This window comes from uncultured Jannaschia sp. (genome assembly GCF_947494055.1).
Lineage (GTDB): Bacteria > Pseudomonadota > Alphaproteobacteria > Rhodobacterales > Rhodobacteraceae > Jannaschia.
This window is the reverse complement of sequence record NZ_CANLTR010000018.1, coordinates 1-14,936: the sequence shown is the minus strand read 5'-3', so window position 1 is coordinate 14,936 and position 14,936 is coordinate 1. Positions and strand designations below refer to the sequence as shown.

Annotated in this window: 12 protein-coding genes and 2 pseudogenes; 6 read left to right on the top strand and 8 right to left on the bottom strand. The window is 66.4% G+C overall.

The annotated features are described in order from the left end of the window. The first annotated feature begins 3 nt into the window (after nucleotides 1-3). The 4 genes from Q1A87_RS14230 to Q1A87_RS14215 all read left to right on the top strand — a co-directional run bounded on the left by Q1A87_RS14230 (nucleotide 4) and on the right by Q1A87_RS14215 (nucleotide 2,605). A complete protein-coding gene (locus Q1A87_RS14230) occupies nucleotides 4-915 on the top strand; it encodes an SMP-30/gluconolactonase/LRE family protein (RefSeq protein ID WP_299652468.1) in 912 nt (303 codons plus the stop codon). Between the two features lie 77 nt (nucleotides 916-992). After that, nucleotides 993-1,307, top strand: coding sequence for an AbrB/MazE/SpoVT family DNA-binding domain-containing protein (locus Q1A87_RS14225; RefSeq protein ID WP_363323005.1), 315 nt, complete (start codon nucleotides 993-995; stop codon nucleotides 1,305-1,307). Further along, nucleotides 1,307-1,702 (top strand): type II toxin-antitoxin system VapC family toxin, encoded by a 396-nt coding sequence (locus tag Q1A87_RS14220; protein ID WP_299652465.1) that lies wholly within the window; start codon nucleotides 1,307-1,309, stop codon nucleotides 1,700-1,702. Before Q1A87_RS14225 ends, Q1A87_RS14220 begins: the two co-directional genes overlap by 1 nt. A gap of 102 nt (nucleotides 1,703-1,804) precedes the next feature. Next, a complete protein-coding gene (locus Q1A87_RS14215) occupies nucleotides 1,805-2,605 on the top strand; it encodes a pyridoxamine 5'-phosphate oxidase family protein (protein ID WP_299652463.1) in 801 nt (266 codons plus the stop codon). A 521-nt stretch (nucleotides 2,606-3,126) separates the two neighbouring features. Here Q1A87_RS14215 and Q1A87_RS14210 read toward each other — a convergent pair. Further along, on the bottom strand, nucleotides 3,127-5,139 hold the full coding sequence (locus Q1A87_RS14210) for a methyl-accepting chemotaxis protein (RefSeq protein WP_299652461.1): 2,013 nt from the start codon (nucleotides 5,137-5,139) through the stop codon (nucleotides 3,127-3,129). 541 nt (nucleotides 5,140-5,680) lie between these two features. Between Q1A87_RS14210 and Q1A87_RS14205 the strand changes: the two are divergent. Then, nucleotides 5,681-6,331 (top strand): annotated as a pseudogene (locus Q1A87_RS14205) (transposase); the annotation flags it as partial. Nucleotides 6,332-6,412: 81 nt separating this feature from the next. Here Q1A87_RS14205 and Q1A87_RS14200 read toward each other — a convergent pair. The 7 genes and pseudogenes from Q1A87_RS14200 to dctP all read right to left on the bottom strand — a co-directional run. Continuing rightward, nucleotides 6,413-6,535: pseudogene (locus Q1A87_RS14200) on the bottom strand (helix-turn-helix domain-containing protein); the annotation flags it as partial. A gap of 187 nt (nucleotides 6,536-6,722) precedes the next feature. Then, entirely contained in the window at nucleotides 6,723-8,102 is a 1,380-nt protein-coding gene (locus Q1A87_RS14195) for an ISNCY family transposase (RefSeq protein WP_299652459.1), read from the bottom strand. Between the two features lie 167 nt (nucleotides 8,103-8,269). Then, nucleotides 8,270-9,766: a malonyl-CoA synthase gene (locus Q1A87_RS14190; RefSeq protein ID WP_299652457.1), complete on the bottom strand. Its 1,497-nt coding sequence runs from the start codon at nucleotides 9,764-9,766 to the stop codon at nucleotides 8,270-8,272. Then, a complete protein-coding gene (locus Q1A87_RS14185; RefSeq protein WP_299652455.1) occupies nucleotides 9,759-11,045 on the bottom strand; it encodes a malonyl-CoA decarboxylase in 1,287 nt (428 codons plus the stop codon). Before Q1A87_RS14185 ends, Q1A87_RS14190 begins: the two co-directional genes overlap by 8 nt. A gap of 10 nt (nucleotides 11,046-11,055) precedes the next feature. Next, the gene (locus Q1A87_RS14180) at nucleotides 11,056-12,375 is read right to left on the bottom strand and encodes a TRAP transporter large permease (RefSeq protein WP_299652453.1); all 1,320 of its coding nucleotides are present in this window, start codon (nucleotides 12,373-12,375) and stop codon (nucleotides 11,056-11,058) included. Beyond that, nucleotides 12,375-12,938 carry a TRAP transporter small permease subunit gene (locus Q1A87_RS14175; protein ID WP_299652451.1) on the bottom strand — a complete coding sequence of 188 codons (564 nt, stop codon included), beginning with the start codon at nucleotides 12,936-12,938 and terminating at the stop codon, nucleotides 12,375-12,377. Before Q1A87_RS14175 ends, Q1A87_RS14180 begins: the two co-directional genes overlap by 1 nt. 60 nt (nucleotides 12,939-12,998) lie before the next feature. Continuing rightward, nucleotides 12,999-13,982: a TRAP transporter substrate-binding protein DctP gene (dctP, locus tag Q1A87_RS14170; RefSeq protein WP_299652449.1), complete on the bottom strand. Its 984-nt coding sequence runs from the start codon at nucleotides 13,980-13,982 to the stop codon at nucleotides 12,999-13,001. A gap of 154 nt (nucleotides 13,983-14,136) precedes the next feature. Here dctP and Q1A87_RS14165 point away from each other — a divergent pair, with 154 nt between their 5' ends. After that, on the top strand, nucleotides 14,137-14,805 hold the full coding sequence (locus Q1A87_RS14165) for a GntR family transcriptional regulator (RefSeq protein ID WP_299652447.1): 669 nt from the start codon (nucleotides 14,137-14,139) through the stop codon (nucleotides 14,803-14,805). Nucleotides 14,806-14,936 lie beyond the last annotated feature (131 nt).

Sequence of the window (14,936 nt, the reverse complement as noted above, 5' to 3'; positions counted from 1 at the left end):
GCCATGCAACCCATCTACGAGATCGAGGATTCCCGGTTCCGCGCGCTGATCCAGCCGAATGCGCATCTTGAGCGGCTGGCGACCGGCCTTCGCTGGGCCGAGGGGCCGGTCTGGTTCCCGGCCTTCGGCGTCCTCCACGTCTCCGACATCCCGAACGACCGCATCCTGCGGATCACGCCGGAGGGCGACGTGTCGGTCTTCCGGGACCGGTCCGGCTTCGCCAACGGCCATACCCGCGACCGGGAGGGGCGTATGGTGTCCTGCCACCACGGCACCCGCTCGGTCACGCGGACCGAAGCCGATGGACAGGTCACGGTGATCGCCGACGCCTACGAGGGGCGGCGGCTGAACTCCCCCAACGATGTCGTCGTGTCGTCGGACGGCGCGATCTGGTTCACCGATCCGACCTACGGCATCCTCGGCGATTACGAGGGCCACCGGGCCGCGCGGGAGCAGCCCTGCAACGGGGTCTACCGCGCGGGGCCCGAGGGCGGTCTCGACCGGGTCATCGACGACGCGTTCGTGCAGCCGAACGGGTTGGCCTTCGCCCCGGACGAGCGCACGCTCTACGTGGCCGAAAGCGGTTCGAGCCACGATCCGGACGTTCCCCCCGTCGTCCGGGCGTTCCCGGTGGAGGCGGGGCGCTGCGGACCGGGGCGCGACCTGTTCGCGGTCGATGCCGGATTGCCCGACGGGCTGCGGGTGGATCGGCACGGCCATATCTGGTGCTCGGCGGGCGACGGCGTGCAGGTCTTCGACGCGGCGGGCGTGCGGCTGGGGCGTATCCGCGTGCCGGAAGTGGTCGCGAACCTCGCCTTCGGGGGGCCGCGCGGCAACCGCCTGTTCATCGCCGCGACGACGTCCGTCTATACCGTCTACGTGGAGAGCGCCGCCTGCGGGTGGCCGGGGCGCTGATCCCGGCGCGATCTGTCGGGAGCACGGTCCATTGCCCCGCGATATGGCTTTCGCCGCGGGTCGGGGTCATATAGCGTGTGACTGGACAGGAATCGGAGATCCGGGTCGTGCCGAGCTACAGGATACCCCTTCAGGAGAACGGTCGCATGATCCTGCCCGCGGAGTTGCGCCGCGCGCTCGGGGTGGGAAAGGGCGACCGCGTCGTCGTCCGGTCGGACGGCGACCGGATCGAGATCACCACGGCGGCCCGCTCCCGCGCGCGTGCCCGGGCGCGCCTGCAGGACCTGTACGCCGCGCGATCCGGCGTGGTGGACGAACTGATCGCGGAGCGGCGCGCCGAGGCGCGCCGCGAAGGCGACGACGATGGCGCCGCGGACGGAGCCGGCCTCTGATGCCCGCCTGCGTGGCGGATACCTCCGCGCTGCTGGCCTATCTGCTCGACGAGCCGGGCGCCGACCTCGCCGCCGAGTGGCTCGACCGCGGCGCGGTGGTCTCCACGGTCAACGTGCAGGAGCTGGTCTCGAAGATCGTGCGGGACGGGGGCACGCGCGAGGTCGCGGCCGCCACCGTCACCGACCTCGCGCTCGAGGGGCTGCACGACCTGACCGTCGACCTTGCCGTGGAGGGGGGCGCGATGATCCCGCAGACGCGGGCGCACGGTCTGAGCCACGGCGACCGGGCCTGCCTGGCCCTGGCCCGGCATCTGGGGCTTCCGGCCGTGACGGCGGACCGGGCCTGGGCCCGGGTGGCCGAGGCCCTGGCGGTGCGGGTCGAGCTCGTCCGATAGGGCAGCGTCCGTCTTGACGCGCAAGGTCCGAGGCTCCGCGACGGGCCGACCGGACCGGAGACCTCCGCGCACCGAAGGTCCGGATCGGCGGCGTCGAACCGAATGCCGCCGTTCGTTCCGGCTGCGGCGCGCGGCGGCTCGGAGGCCAAATTGACATTTTCGACAGTGAGAAAGAAGGTCCGAAACGATGGTTTCGAGAATTCGAAAGATTGGCTGATGACAGATACCGACAATAGCGAAGCCAAAAACACGGGGGCGGGAGCCAAACTGAAATCCGAGTTTCTAATCAGCGACGAGGAAGACCTCAGACGTCTCTTTCCGGCGACCCACGAGATCGCGGTTCGGAAATGCCTCGATTACGTGGACAAGCACGCCCGGTCATTCATAGAACGGTCTCCGTTCGTGTGTATCGGGACCCAGTCCGGAAATGGCCGCGCTGATGTGAGTCCGAGAGGCGACCCTTGCGGCTTCGTCAAGATCCTCGATGACCGAACACTCCTGATTCCCGACCGACCCGGTAACAATCGTCTCGATACGTTGTCGAATATCACCACGAATCCGAATGTTGGGCTGCTGTTCATGGTTCCCGGTTTCGACGATACGATGCGGGTGAACGGTCATGCACAATTGACGCGTGATCCCGATATCCTGTCGTTGATGGCGGTGAACGACAGGATCCCCACCATTGCGATCGCGGTTCATGTCGAGGAGGTTTTCATTCATTGCGCCAAGGCTTTCAGAAGGTCAAAGCTCTGGCAGCAGGATCATCATCAGGACAGAAAGGATGTTCCGTCCTTGATGAACATCATTCTGGACCAAACGACCGGTGCTCCCGCTGACCCCGAGGAAATGGAGGAGCTGGACGCTGGTTTGGAAGAAAAGTACCGAAAATCGATGTATTAGACGCTATTCCGCAGGAACGGTTCTGCATTTCCGAGTTCTTATAGCAGACTTGGGTGCAGAGATTTCGACCGGTAGCTTCGTCCTGCATTGCGTGAGCTCGAACATCCCATAGCGAACGACCAGCCTAGGTTGCGTCACCCCGGGCCGGTTTTCCTTCGGCAATGTGTTGGCGCGCAACAGGAGCGTCCGCATGGTCGCGGTGATCGCGACCTTGAATGGTTGTCTCGCGTTGCGAAAACGATCCGCGCCTGCAGGACCGCTGGCGCCGGGGAGTATCCTCTGGAAGTCGCGCTTGCCGGACGATCGGACCGGGGCGTGTCGGGTCGGGGCATTCCCGGACCGAGACCCGATCGGGGTCCCGGCGCGATTTATGGCGTCAGATGCCGGCCCGAGGTCAGTTGGGCTGAACGGAAACCGGTGTGTCATTTCGCGGAAACCGGAAGCCCCGGCCGCGTATTCGCGGCCGGGGCGCCGGGGCCGAACCTGTCGTCACGGCCGCTTCGTCGGGGCGGGGCGTCCCGTCAGGCGGCCAGTTGCAGGGCGGGGGCCGGCATGCGTTCGGGCGCCTCGACCGGCTCCGCCGTGCCGTCCTCGTCGAACTCGCCGATCGTGCGCTTGAGTTCGTCGGCCTGGACCGAGAGGTCCTGAGCCAGCTCGCGCGCCTCGTCGGAGGTCGCGGCGTTCTGCTGGATCACGTGGTCGAGCTCGTGGATCGACCGCGTGATCTGCTCCGCGCCGATGCTCTGCTCGCGCGCCGCGGCCGAGATCTCCTGGACCAGATCGGCCGTCTTCTGGATCTCGGGGACGAGTTCGTCGATCTGGCCGCTCGCATGGCCCGCCGCCTCCACGGTCGTCGAGGAGAGCCGGGAGATCTCCGCGGCCGCGACCTGGCTGCGCTCCGCCAGCTTGCGGACCTCGGCGGCCACCACGGCGAAGCCCCGGCCGTGCTGCCCCGCACGGGCCGCCTCGACCGCGGCGTTCAGCGCGAGAAGGTCCGTCTGCCGGGCGATCTCCTGGACGACGCCGATCTTCTGGACGATCTCCTGCACCGCCTTCACGGCGCCGGCGACGGCCTTGCCGGAGGCCTGCGCCTTGGCGGAGGCCTTGGTCGCGATCTTGTCGGTCTCGCCCGCGTTGACCGCCGACTGGCCGATGCTCGTCGACATCTGCTCGATCGCCGCGCTGGCCTGCTGCGCCGAGGCGGCCTGCGATTCCGCGCCCTTGCTGATGCGCGCCGAGGAATGCTGCAGGTCGGTCGCGGCGCGGGCCACGGATTCCGCGTTCGACAGCGCGTTCGACAGCACGTTCTGAAGCGTCTGGCGGAGGCGGTCGGTGCGGCGCATGTTGTCGCGGAACACCTCGAGCGCGGCCACGAGACGGGCCACCTCGACGAGGTCGTTGTCCCGGGTGTCGATCTCGACGTCGAGCTTGCCGGTCGAGAGCACCTCCAGCGCCTCGGTCGTCGCCTCCAGGCGGGAGACCAGACGCTTGCGCAGCAGCGACAGCGCGAACGCGATCACCCCGCCGAGCGCCGCCAGCAGCGCCAGGTTGGCGACGAGGAAGATCAGCGCGTTCGTGCGGCGGTCTTCCCAGTAGGTGACGAGCTCGGCACCGGCCAGGTTCGACAGGGCCGTCATGTGGTCCAGCGCCTCGTTCGAGCGCTCGAAGAAGGCCGGGAAGCCCAGCGGATAGGACGGCGCCCCTTCGGGCGCGGCCGTCGAGATCTCCATCAGGGTCTCGGTCAGGGCGATGTAGTCCTCGAAGTAGAGGGTCCGGCCGATCTCGATGCGGTCGAGGATCGGCTGCGGCAGCTCGCTCGCGGTGGCGAGGTTGAGGAGCGACGTCCACGCCGTCGCCGCGCGCTTCTCGTCGGCCGCGATGAGGTTGAGGTAATCCTCGGGAACCCGCGTCCCGTTCAGCGTCGCGATGGCGAAGTAGGTGCGCGCCCGGCCGCCGAATTCGCGGACCTCCCATGCCCGGTCCTGCACGCCGACGAGCGCGGCCGAGACGTCCGAGCTGACGCTGTTGGTCGGGGTCAGGAGAAGGCCGTCGGCCTTCATCTGCAAGATTTCGCCCTTCAGCTCGAAGGGCAGCGCCTTCGCGCGGACGGCGTTCCGTTCCGCTTTCGGCAGGGCCAGCATCGCGTCAATCTCGGTTCGCAGCGCGGCGACGGCGTCGATGGACGCGGCGGAATCGGCGAGGAACGACGACTGCGCCGCGGAGGCCGGGGCGGCGGCGGTGATCGCGATCGCCTCGTCGAACAGGCGCGCCGCTTCCTGACGCTGTGCCGCGATCAGCTGGCGGAACTCGGCGGGGGTCGGCTCGTCGAGCGAGAGAGCGACCTGCGTGACGCTGCGCTCGAGCGACAGCGCGATCGTCCCGGCCGCCCAGGCGGAGTTCGCCTTGCTCGCTTCGGCCATGCGCGCGACGGTGCGATAGTCCCGCCACGAATTGTTCACGGAAAGGGCGAACTTTCCGGCCGCGAAAATGCCGACCGCAATGAACGCCACGAATATCAGTTTTGAAATCTTCACCTCGAACTCCTTTCGCCTCAATAAGGCCGCTTTACCGGTAAGAATCTGCGCGGCACCAATTGCGGGAGAGTCTTGCGAAATTGTTGCCGAAATCCGCGATGCGCAATTGTTCGGAAACTTCGGTTAATTGTCGCCGGAGATGATCGGGTGCGGCCGGAATGGCCTCTCGGAGTGGCGTTCGAGCTGAGGGCAGCCTTGTCGAGCCAAGGCTTGGGAGGCCAAATCCTGCTATCGCCCTCGTCAGCCGGTTGGCCGGTGTGTGGCGAATTGGAGTGCCGCGCATCGTCTATCCGTTAAGGATGGCGATACGAACCTCGAGTTCGGCGCCCCGGCGGCCGAAGGTCCGGGCATCGCACCGGGGCGGAGGAAAGCGCGACTGTCACTGGACTGAAGGAATGCCGTGGCGTTTCGGCGCCCTGGCTTGAGATGGCGTCACACCGAACCCGCGCGTCGTGTGCGCTCTCAGTTGTCGGCGGAGGCGTTGTTGCACGAAGCCGGCCCCGGGATTCACATCGTGAGTTCGGCGACATAGCTGGGCGGCGTGTCCAAGCCCGCGTCCAGCCGCTACCTCACCCTGAACTGGTCGTCTTACAATGCCTTGCTGCGGGAGCGTGGGTCGCTGACCGTCCGCTGACCGACAGTGCATTGCGCAGCAATGTCACGAAAGGTTGGTTCGACCCCTCGACCCCTCGACCCCTCGACCCCTCGAGACCTTGGCATGCGGCGCCGTCCGGCAAGCGCGGCGCGCAGCCGGTCTACAGCGGTGAGGAGGGTCAGGAAACGGTCCAGTGGACCGTTTCCCCGACGAACGCGATCCAGGCGTGCCTGACTGTGAAGGTTCTGTTCGGCCTGCCGCTCAGGCAGACGACGGGCTTCGTGGCGAGCCTGCTGCGACTGGCGGGGCTCGACCGGCCGGTGCCCTTCGTCGGGCGATCCTTCCACTGGAAGGCTCGCTGATCCTCCTCAGTCTCGACGCTGTCTCGACGCTGTGTCGACGCCAGAAGACGCTGGCCGTCCAGTTGCCCTACCGCGGCTCGGGCGGGCCGCTGCACCTGCTCGTCCCCTCTCGGGATCATGCTTCGCATGACCCTGCCGGGCAGTGGACGGCGCCTGTGACGGTCGGGCCTGCCGCGACGCCATCGCCGCCCGCGGCGCCGACACGATCATCCCGCCCAGGCGCAACGCCAGGCCAACAGCGCCCGGGTTGCGCCGCCATCGCGAAGTATCCCGCGACCTTCGGGAAATCGTAGTCCTGGAAATGATTGCGCCCAAGCTCGCGAAAGATCGTGCTGCGGTGCCGACCCAACACGCGCGCCATCACGTCACAGGAGATCTTCGCCGATCGCCAGCGCTCGATCTTCCGCCGTTCCTCGACGCTCAGTTGCGTGTATCTCATGCCCATTTCCATCTCTTTCCATCTGACAAAGCATTGTCATCGAAGGAAAGTCGCAGTTGGAAGTAGCGCCCACAGACCCGTCCTGTTGCAACCATCCAGAAGTGTCACTGGGTCTGCAAAGCAGGAGCGTCACCAGTAGGGGGGTCAGGCGAGCCGTTCGGGGGCGGGGCCGGGCGGACCGGAGACGTCAAGGATCGGAGGTTCGCCCGGCCCCGCGGGCGCCGGCTTTCGTCGTCGCATCCGCCTTCTTCTTGCGCGCCGCCAGCGAGTTCCAGCCGTCGTTTCGCCGACCGTTCGGTGTGTAGCGCGTCCGTTGCACGGGCTGTCTGGTCGGCTTCGCCTTCTCTTGCTCGGCCTTGATGTGCTCGAGCACGGCGGAGAGGTTCTTGTTGGCCACGATCGATGCCTGCGTGACGCGCTGCTGGTCCTCGGAGAACACCCGGTAGGACAGGACCATCCCGTTCCAGCGGACCTCGAATCCGCCGTCGGGGAAGACCAGCGTCTCGACATACTTGCCTGCCAGTCCGCGCGTGACCTCGGTTTCGTCGAGGATCACCCGGTTGCGCTCGAAGCGGAACGACAGCTGCGCACCGACATAGCGATGCTCGCGCAGGCACAGGATCGCCCGCAACCGGTCCGGGCCGACGTTGAGGGGGCGATGCAGATCGTCAGGTCGGTAGGGTGTCTTGGCGAAGCGGCGATTGTAGCGCTCCAAGAAGCCCGGAAGGAACGCATTGCCCGCCGCCATGTCCGAGATCCCCTCCAAGCGGAGCTCCTTCACCAGTCGGTCCTGCAGCGTGCGGTTCGCGCGCTCGACGCGGCCCTTCGCCTGGCTGCTGTCGGCGCAGATGATCTCGACGCCCAGCTCCTCCAGCGCGCGGCCGAACTGGGTGATCCCGTGACCGGTCTTCGGGGCGCGGCGCCCGACGCGGAACACACTGTGCTTGTCGGAGTAGAACGCCACGGGACGGCCATGCGCGGCGAGGTAACCCTCCAGCGCCGCGAAGTAGGCGAACGTCGTCTCGGACGGCACGAAGCGCAGCTCCATCAGCCGGCTCGTCGCGTCGTCCACGAACACCAGAAGCGTGCAGGCCGGTGCGCGGTCCTCGAACCAGCGGTGGTCGGAGCCGTCAATCTGCACAAGTTCGCCCAAGCTCTCGCGGCGCAGGCGGGACCTATGGAAGCGGCGGCGCTCCTTGCGCGTCAGCCACAGTCCATCCTCAACCATCCATCGCCGCAGCGTCTCGCGCGAAACCCGCAGGTCGTGCCGCTCCGTCAGCGTCTCTGCCGCCAGCGTCGGGCCGAAATCCGAGTACTTCTCCCGGACCAAGTCCAGCGCCACCTCGCGGACCGCGTCGCCGATCCGGTTGTTGGGCACACGGCCGCGAGCACGATGAGCCAGCGCCGAAGGACCTTCCTCGCGGAACCGTTTGAGGAGCCGGAACACCTGCCGCCGGCTCACCGCCAAGACGTGCGCTGCCGACGTCGCATCGATCCGCCCATCATCCAGCTGAGCCAGAACCTCCACGCGCCGCAACTCGCGCTCGCTCATCGTCACCCATCCCATGCCATCCACCATCCCCGTTCCAAACAGGGCAGAGTGACACTTCTGATTTGCTCACGGGTGACAGTTTAGCTTTGCGGCTACACGTCCCGACAAGCCGAAGCGTTCTTATGTTAGTTATGCACGGTTAGATCCGCAAAGTGCTACGCGATTTGCGGAGAAACAACTGGTCAATCTGTTTTGAAGGCATTCTCGAAGCGTCCTCGCAGGACATCCTTCTGGACCTTGCCCATGGTGTTGCGGGGTAGTTCTTCGACAGTTTCAAGCTGGCGCGGCTGCTTGAAACGGGCGATGCGGCCGTCGAGCGCGCGCATGACTGCATCGGAGTCGATTGTGGCTCCGGGTTCGGGGACCAAGACGCCGACCAGACCTTCGCCCATGTCGGGGTGCGGTACGCCGATCACCGCGGATTCGAGAATGCCCGGTATTTCGTCCAGGAGCATCTCGATCTCCTTTGGATAGATGTTGTAGCCGCCCGAGATCACGAGATCCTTGGCCCGCCCCACGATGGCGAGATATCCGTCTTCCGACAGGGTGCCGAGATCGCCGGTGATGAAGAACCCGTCCGGGCGCATCTCCTCGGCGGTCTTGTCGGGCATCCGCCAGTAGCCACAGAACACGTTGGGGCCGCGCACCTCCACGGTGCCGACCTCGCCCGCGGACACCGGGCGGCCCTCCGCATCGGCCACGCGGATCTCTACCCCCGGCAGCGCTGGGCCAACCGTTCCGGGTCGCCGCTCGCCCTCATAGGGATTGGAAGCATTCATGTTGGTCTCGGTCATGCCGTATCGCTCGAGGATGCGGTGTCCGGTGCGCGACTCGAACTGACGGTGAGTCTCGGCGAGAAGCGGCGCGGAACCCGAGACGAAGAGACGCATTCCCCGGGTCGCATCACGTGTAAGGTCGGGCTGATCGAGAAGCCGGGTGTAGAAGGTCGGCACTCCCATCAGCACGGTCGCGCGGGGCATGGCGGCGAGGATCGCCTCCGGATCGAACTTGGGCTGAAGGATGAGCGCACCGCCAGCCATCAGGGTCACGTTGGTCGCGACGAAGAGACCGTGCGTATGAAAGATCGGAAGGGCGTGGATCAGCGTGTCCTCGGCGGTGAACCGCCATGCGTCCGACAGGGCTTCCGCGTTGGAGGCGAGATTGGCGTGGGTCAGCATCGCGCCCTTGGAACGGCCCGTCGTCCCGGACGTGTAGAGGATCGCCGCGAGATCGTCGGCACGACGTTCCGTGACTGGCGCGACCTCGGCACCCTCGGCTTCGGCGACGAGGGCATCCAGCGTGGCAATGCCCGCATCGGCTCCCTCGGCCACGGGTCGAAGCGCATCCAGCGTCTCGGGGTCGCAGACGAGCAGCGCCGCGTCGGCGTCGGAGACGAAGTAGTCGAGCTCGGAAGGCGTATAGCCGGTGTTGAGCGGTAGGAACACGATGCCGGCTCGTACGCAGGCGGCGTAAAGGACCAAGGCATCCGGAGATTTCGCCACCTGCACCGCCACGCGGTCGCCGGGCGCGACGCCTTTGCCCGTCAGCACCGCCGCCAGGCGCGCGGCACGGGCGACGTAGGCGCCATGCGTCCATGTCGTGCCATCCGGCAGATGAAGGAACGGCGCGTCGCTGCCTTCGTGTCGCGCGAACAATGCGGCCCACAGGTGATTAGGCATGCGCGTCCCCCCGCCCTTTCTGCCGATCGCTTCCCGCCAGGAGTCCGCGCACCGGGCCGCTGGCGACGATCTCACCCGCCTCCGCGAAGCGCTCGTGGTTCCGGGCGATGCGAGACAGGTCGTAGAGATAGTTCACCATCGCGCCGCCCGACTGCGTCATGCCCCTTTCCGAAATGTCTGCGCTCGCATGGATCGCGTGGAGGAGCGCGCCGTTGCCCAGATGGAAGCGGGCCACCGGGTCGCGCGGCTGGCCGCTCCGGCCCTTGGCGTTCAGTAAAAAATCTGCGGCGAGGCGGCGCAGCGCCTTGGGGTCCTGCGCCTCGCGCTCGCGACCCTCGCCGTTCGCCCAATCCATGAGCGAGGGGATCGGCGACAGGGTTACGAAGGTCTTGAGTCCCGGCAGCGCGGCCTGAAGGTCTGCGACCACCTGCTTGATCAGCGAGTTGCCGAAGGAGATGCCCGCGAGCCCCGGCTGGCAGTTGGAGATGGAGTAGAAGCAGGCGGTATCGGCGTCCTCGGGGGCGATCTCGGCGCGGTCTTCTGCGAGGATCGCCTGCACCGAGTCCGGGATGCCGACCGTCAGCGCCACCTCCACGAAGATCAGCGGCTCGTCGGGCATGGCCGGGTGGAAGAAGCCGAAGCAGCGCCGGTCGGGTGGCTGGAGACGCCGGCGCAGGCCGTCCCACGATCCGATCTCGTGCACGGCTTCGTAGGCAATGATCCTCTCCAGGATGTTGGCCGGTGTCTCCCAGCTGATGGGACGCAGAACAAGGAAGCCCCGGTTGAACCAGCTCGACAACAGGTGCCGGAAATCCTCGTCGAGCGCGCCCAGCGTGTCGGCATCCTCGCCGGTCGTCCCGCGTGCGAGCCGCAGGAGGTCGGCACGGATCGCGACGATGCGCCCCGTCGCGCCGGTGACGCGATTCACCCGGCGGATCAGCTCCTGTCGGCGCGGCTCGGCGGCGGTGGCGAAGGCGCGGTAGCTGTCCTTGTCGGGGGTGCGCTCGTAGGCGTCGAGCTTATCGCGTACGGCCTCGGCGTCGATGTCGAGTTCACGCGCGAGACGCAGGAACATGGATACCTTTTCCGCATCGTCGAGCCGGTCGTAGCGTTCGAGGAGCAGCGCCGCGAGAAGGCGCTGCGCGTCCTCGCCCGGCGCCTTCATCAAGGCGCGCGCGAGTTCCGGCGCGTCGCGGCGCTCGGCATCGGCCAGGCGCCGGGGCAGGCCCGGCAGACGCCGGTCGAAGAGGTTAGAGAGGAGGTCGGCGAAGAGGCTCATGGCCCGGTCCTCAATAGATCCCCGGCCCCATGACCGCTTCCGGAAGCCAGGTCGCGAGGCCGGGGAAGATGCACAGGAGCAGGATGGCTAGGAACATGCAAAGCACGTAGGGCAACGAACCCAGAAGGATCGTCCTGAGTGAAATGTCCGGGGCGATGCCGTTGATGACGTAGAGGTTGAGCCCCACGGGCGGCGAGATGAGGCCGACCTCCATGTTGATGGTCAGTATCACCGCGAACCAGATCGGGTCGAACCCGGCCGACGTGATGACCGGCAAGAGGATCGGCGCCGCCATCAGGATCACCGCGACGGGCGGCAGGAAGAACCCAGCGACCAAAAGGAAGGCGTTGATCATCCCCATCAGCACCCAGCGGTTCACGTCCAGCCCGGCGATCCACTGGGCGATGGACTGGGTGATGAAGAGCGAGGAGAGCATGTAGGAGAACACGCCGGCTGCGGCGATGATGAACAGGATCATCACGCTTTCGCGCGTCGAGTCCCTGAGAATGGACCAGAGATCGCGGGGATTCCACATCCGGTAGATTACCACGGCGATGATGACGCAGAGGAGCGCACCGACGGCCGCCGTCTCCGACGGGGTGGCGACGCCGCCGTAGAGCGCGAAGAGAACGCCGACGATGATGGCGAGGAAGGGCAGCACACGGGGCAGGATCGAGAACCGCTCGCGCCATGAGTAGCTGCCCGCCGCCAGCACCTCTGCGCTGCCCGAGCGCCAGGTCGAGAACAGCGACCAGGCCATGAAGAGGCCCACGAGCAGGATGCCCGGAAGGACACCCGCGAGGAACAGGCGGCCGATCGAGGTCTCGGTCGCGATGCCGTAGACGATCATGGTGACGGAGGGTGGTATCAGGATGCCCAGCGTGCCACCCGCCGCGATGGACCCTGCAGCCACCCCATCGGGATAGCCGCGCCGCCGCATCTCGGGAATACCCATCTTGCCGATGGCCGCACATGTCGCGGGGGAGGAACCGGACATCGCCGCGAAGAGGGCGCAGGCGCCGAGGTTCGAGATCACCAGCCCGCCCGGCACCCGCGTCAACCAGCGTTCCAGCGCCTCGTACAGATCGGCGCCCGCGCGCGTGGAGGCGATCGAGGCCCCCATGATGATGAACATGGGGATGGACAGGAGCGCGAAGCTGTTGAGCTCGGCGAAGAAGAGCTCGGGCAGAGCGGGGAGCGAGCGCATCCCGTCGAAGGCGATCAGGAAGCCGGTGGCGACGAGCAGGAGCCCGGTGGCGACGGAGACGCCGGAGAAGAGCACGACGATCGTGGAGACGGCGACCAGCGCGCCGATGGTGAGCGGGTCCATCAGTCCGCGATCTCCTCGAGGTCCACGCCGTGCGCCGTGGTTGCGAGCACCTGTCCCCGCCCCGTCACCACAAGCCAGAGATCGGCTGCGAGTTGCAGAAGGAACAGGAGGAACCCGAGCGGCATCGCGGCATAGGGGATCCACAGGGGGAAGGCCCAGACGGATTCGGATTTCCAGTTCCGCGACCAGGCGAGATGCCACATCTCCCAGCCGTAGAAAACCATGGCCCCAGCCATGGCAATCGTGGCGAGGAGCACGAACAACGCCAGAGCCCGGCGCGCGCCTTCGCCGAGGAGGCTGGGGATCAGGTCGACGCCCACATGGCCCCGCAAGCGCTGGACATAGGGCAGGCCCAGGAGCGTGGCGCCGATCACGAGGTAGATCACGGCCTCCGTCTGCCAGATCGTCGATTGGCCGAGCACGCCCCGCACGAAGATCATCTGGCAGGTGACCAGCACGGCGAACAGGATCATCGCCGCGGCGATCACGCCGCAGATCGTCGAGACCGCGTGGATCGCGCGGATTGCAAGCGGTGCGTCGGCCTCGGCACGGGCGTCGATCATGGCGATGCTCCGTTCGGGTAACCCCGCCATCGTGGCGGGGTCGTCCGTAGTTTCAGCATCTCACTCGACTTCCAACGCCATATCGAGAAGCGCCTGTCCGTCGGGCGTCTCCTCCACGAAGGCCGGGAACGAGGTCTCGCGGGCGATGGCGAGCCAGGCATCGAAATCCTCCGGCGTCATTTCGGCAATCTCGACGCCCGCGTCGCGGAAGGTCTCGGTGGCCGTCTCGTCGCCCTTCTTGCCTTCCTCGAGGTAAAAGGCCTCGGCGTTCGTTGCGGCGTCGGTCAATGCGGCCTGCTGCTCCTCCGAAAGTCCCTCGAAGGTCGATTTGTTCATCAGGAGGGGCTGGTACATGAACCATAGCGCGGTGTCCCCGGCCGGGGTGTAGCAGTCCAGCTGTTCGTAGAGCCGGTAGCTGACGAAGCTTTCCGACGAGGTGTTCGCCGCATCGAGCACCCCGGTCTGCAGCGCCGGATAGATCTCAGAGGACGCCATGGAGGAGATCGACGCGCCGGCCCCGGCCAGCATCTGCTCGAACGCCTTGCCGGCGGCCCGGATGGTCACGCCCTCCACGTCCGCGGGCGCGGTGATGCAACCCTGGTTCGACCCGAAGCCCCCCGCGAGATAACCATGGACGAGGACCATCACGTCGTCGTCCGCCATGATCTCCTCCATCCGCTCCATGAAGGGCGAATGCGAGAGACGGTCGCCATGATCGAGATTCCGGACCAGTCCCGGCATCAGGGTGAGATTGTAGGCCGGTTGCTGTCCGCCCGCGTAGGAGAGCGGGAGCACGATCATGTCGACCTGCCCGCGCGACAGGGGCGTGTACTGCTCGCGTGCCTTGAACAGGGTCTGGTTGGGGTAGATCTGGATGTCGAGGTCGACATCGGCCGCGGCGACCTCGTCGGCGATCACCTGTGCCACCTGATGACGTACGTCGTTCTCGGACCATTGATGCGAGAGACGCAGCGTCTCGGCAGTGGCCGTCGTCCCGATCCCGGCGACCGTCACGACGAGCGCGCCCAGCTTTAAAGTGTTCATGATATCCTCCCTGCGCGCTCGTTGCGGAGCGCGTTCCCCACCCGTGACCGGGCCTGGAGGCGAGGCTGTACGACGACCGCATGCCCTGTCAACGTTTTTGCATGCAAGCGGCGGGTGCTTGTATGGAAGTGACAGGCAGACTAATCTTGCCGCCATGCAGAGCCGCGGCGACCAGAGTACTGCCCACCGCATCGCGGCCGATCTGGAAATCGCCATTCTGAAGCGGGAATTCGAGAACGGCGTGCGGCTCGATGAGAACGAGCTTTCGGCACGGTTCGGCGTATCCCGCACCCCCGTACGCGAAGCTCTAGGGCGGCTCGCCCTGACGGGGCTGGTTGTTCAGATGCCTCGGCGCGGCACGTTCGTGCGCCAGCCCGGACCGGCCGAACTCCTGGAGATGTTCGAAGTCATGGCAGAGCTCGAAGCGTCCTGCGGCCGCTTGGCCGCGCGGCGTGCCGACGCGTCACAGGTCGAGGCCATTCGCAAAGCCGATACCGCCTGCGGCAACGCGCTGCCTGCCGGAGACCCGAACGCGTATTACGCCGAGAACGAGACCTTTCACCAAGCCATCTACGACGCTTCCGGCAACAGGTTCCTCGTCGGGAAAGCATTGCGCCTTCAGCGACGGCTGATGTTCTTCCGGCAGATGCAACTCCACCTGCGCGGGCGCCCTGCGGAATCACGGGCGGAACACGCGGCGATCCTTGTCGCCATCGAGTCGGGCGACGGCGACCGGGCCGCTACGCTCTTGCGGGCCCATGTTGCTGTGCAAGGAGAGAAATTCCACAGTCTCGTGGTCCATCTCAACCGTAATGAATGGTAAGACGAGGCGTTCGTCGAAGATGGATTGTCGACCGAAGTGATGTCTTCGACGAGTCGTTGTTGCGCAATTGCGCTTGAGGTGTGCGGTCCCCTTTCCCCGTTGAGGTCAGACGACGGCTTCGATCTCGGCCC

Coding starts and splice junctions, on each gene's coding strand:
- Q1A87_RS14190 (WP_299652457.1), bottom strand. CDS start 9,766: ATGCCTAATCACCTGTGGGCCGCATTGTTCGCGCGACACGAAGGCAGC.
- dctP (WP_299652449.1), bottom strand. CDS start 13,982: ATGAACACTTTAAAGCTGGGCGCGCTCGTCGTGACGGTCGCCGGGATC.
- Q1A87_RS14230 (WP_299652468.1), top strand. CDS start 4: ATGCAACCCATCTACGAGATCGAGGATTCCCGGTTCCGCGCGCTGATC.
- Q1A87_RS14165 (WP_299652447.1), top strand. CDS start 14,137: ATGCAGAGCCGCGGCGACCAGAGTACTGCCCACCGCATCGCGGCCGAT.
- Q1A87_RS14195 (WP_299652459.1), bottom strand. CDS start 8,102: ATGGGATGGGTGACGATGAGCGAGCGCGAGTTGCGGCGCGTGGAGGTT.
- Q1A87_RS14180 (WP_299652453.1), bottom strand. CDS start 12,375: ATGGACCCGCTCACCATCGGCGCGCTGGTCGCCGTCTCCACGATCGTC.
- Q1A87_RS14215 (WP_299652463.1), top strand. CDS start 1,805: ATGCCGCCGTTCGTTCCGGCTGCGGCGCGCGGCGGCTCGGAGGCCAAA.
- Q1A87_RS14175 (WP_299652451.1), bottom strand. CDS start 12,938: ATGATCGACGCCCGTGCCGAGGCCGACGCACCGCTTGCAATCCGCGCG.
- Q1A87_RS14185 (WP_299652455.1), bottom strand. CDS start 11,045: ATGAGCCTCTTCGCCGACCTCCTCTCTAACCTCTTCGACCGGCGTCTG.
- Q1A87_RS14220 (WP_299652465.1), top strand. CDS start 1,307: ATGCCCGCCTGCGTGGCGGATACCTCCGCGCTGCTGGCCTATCTGCTC.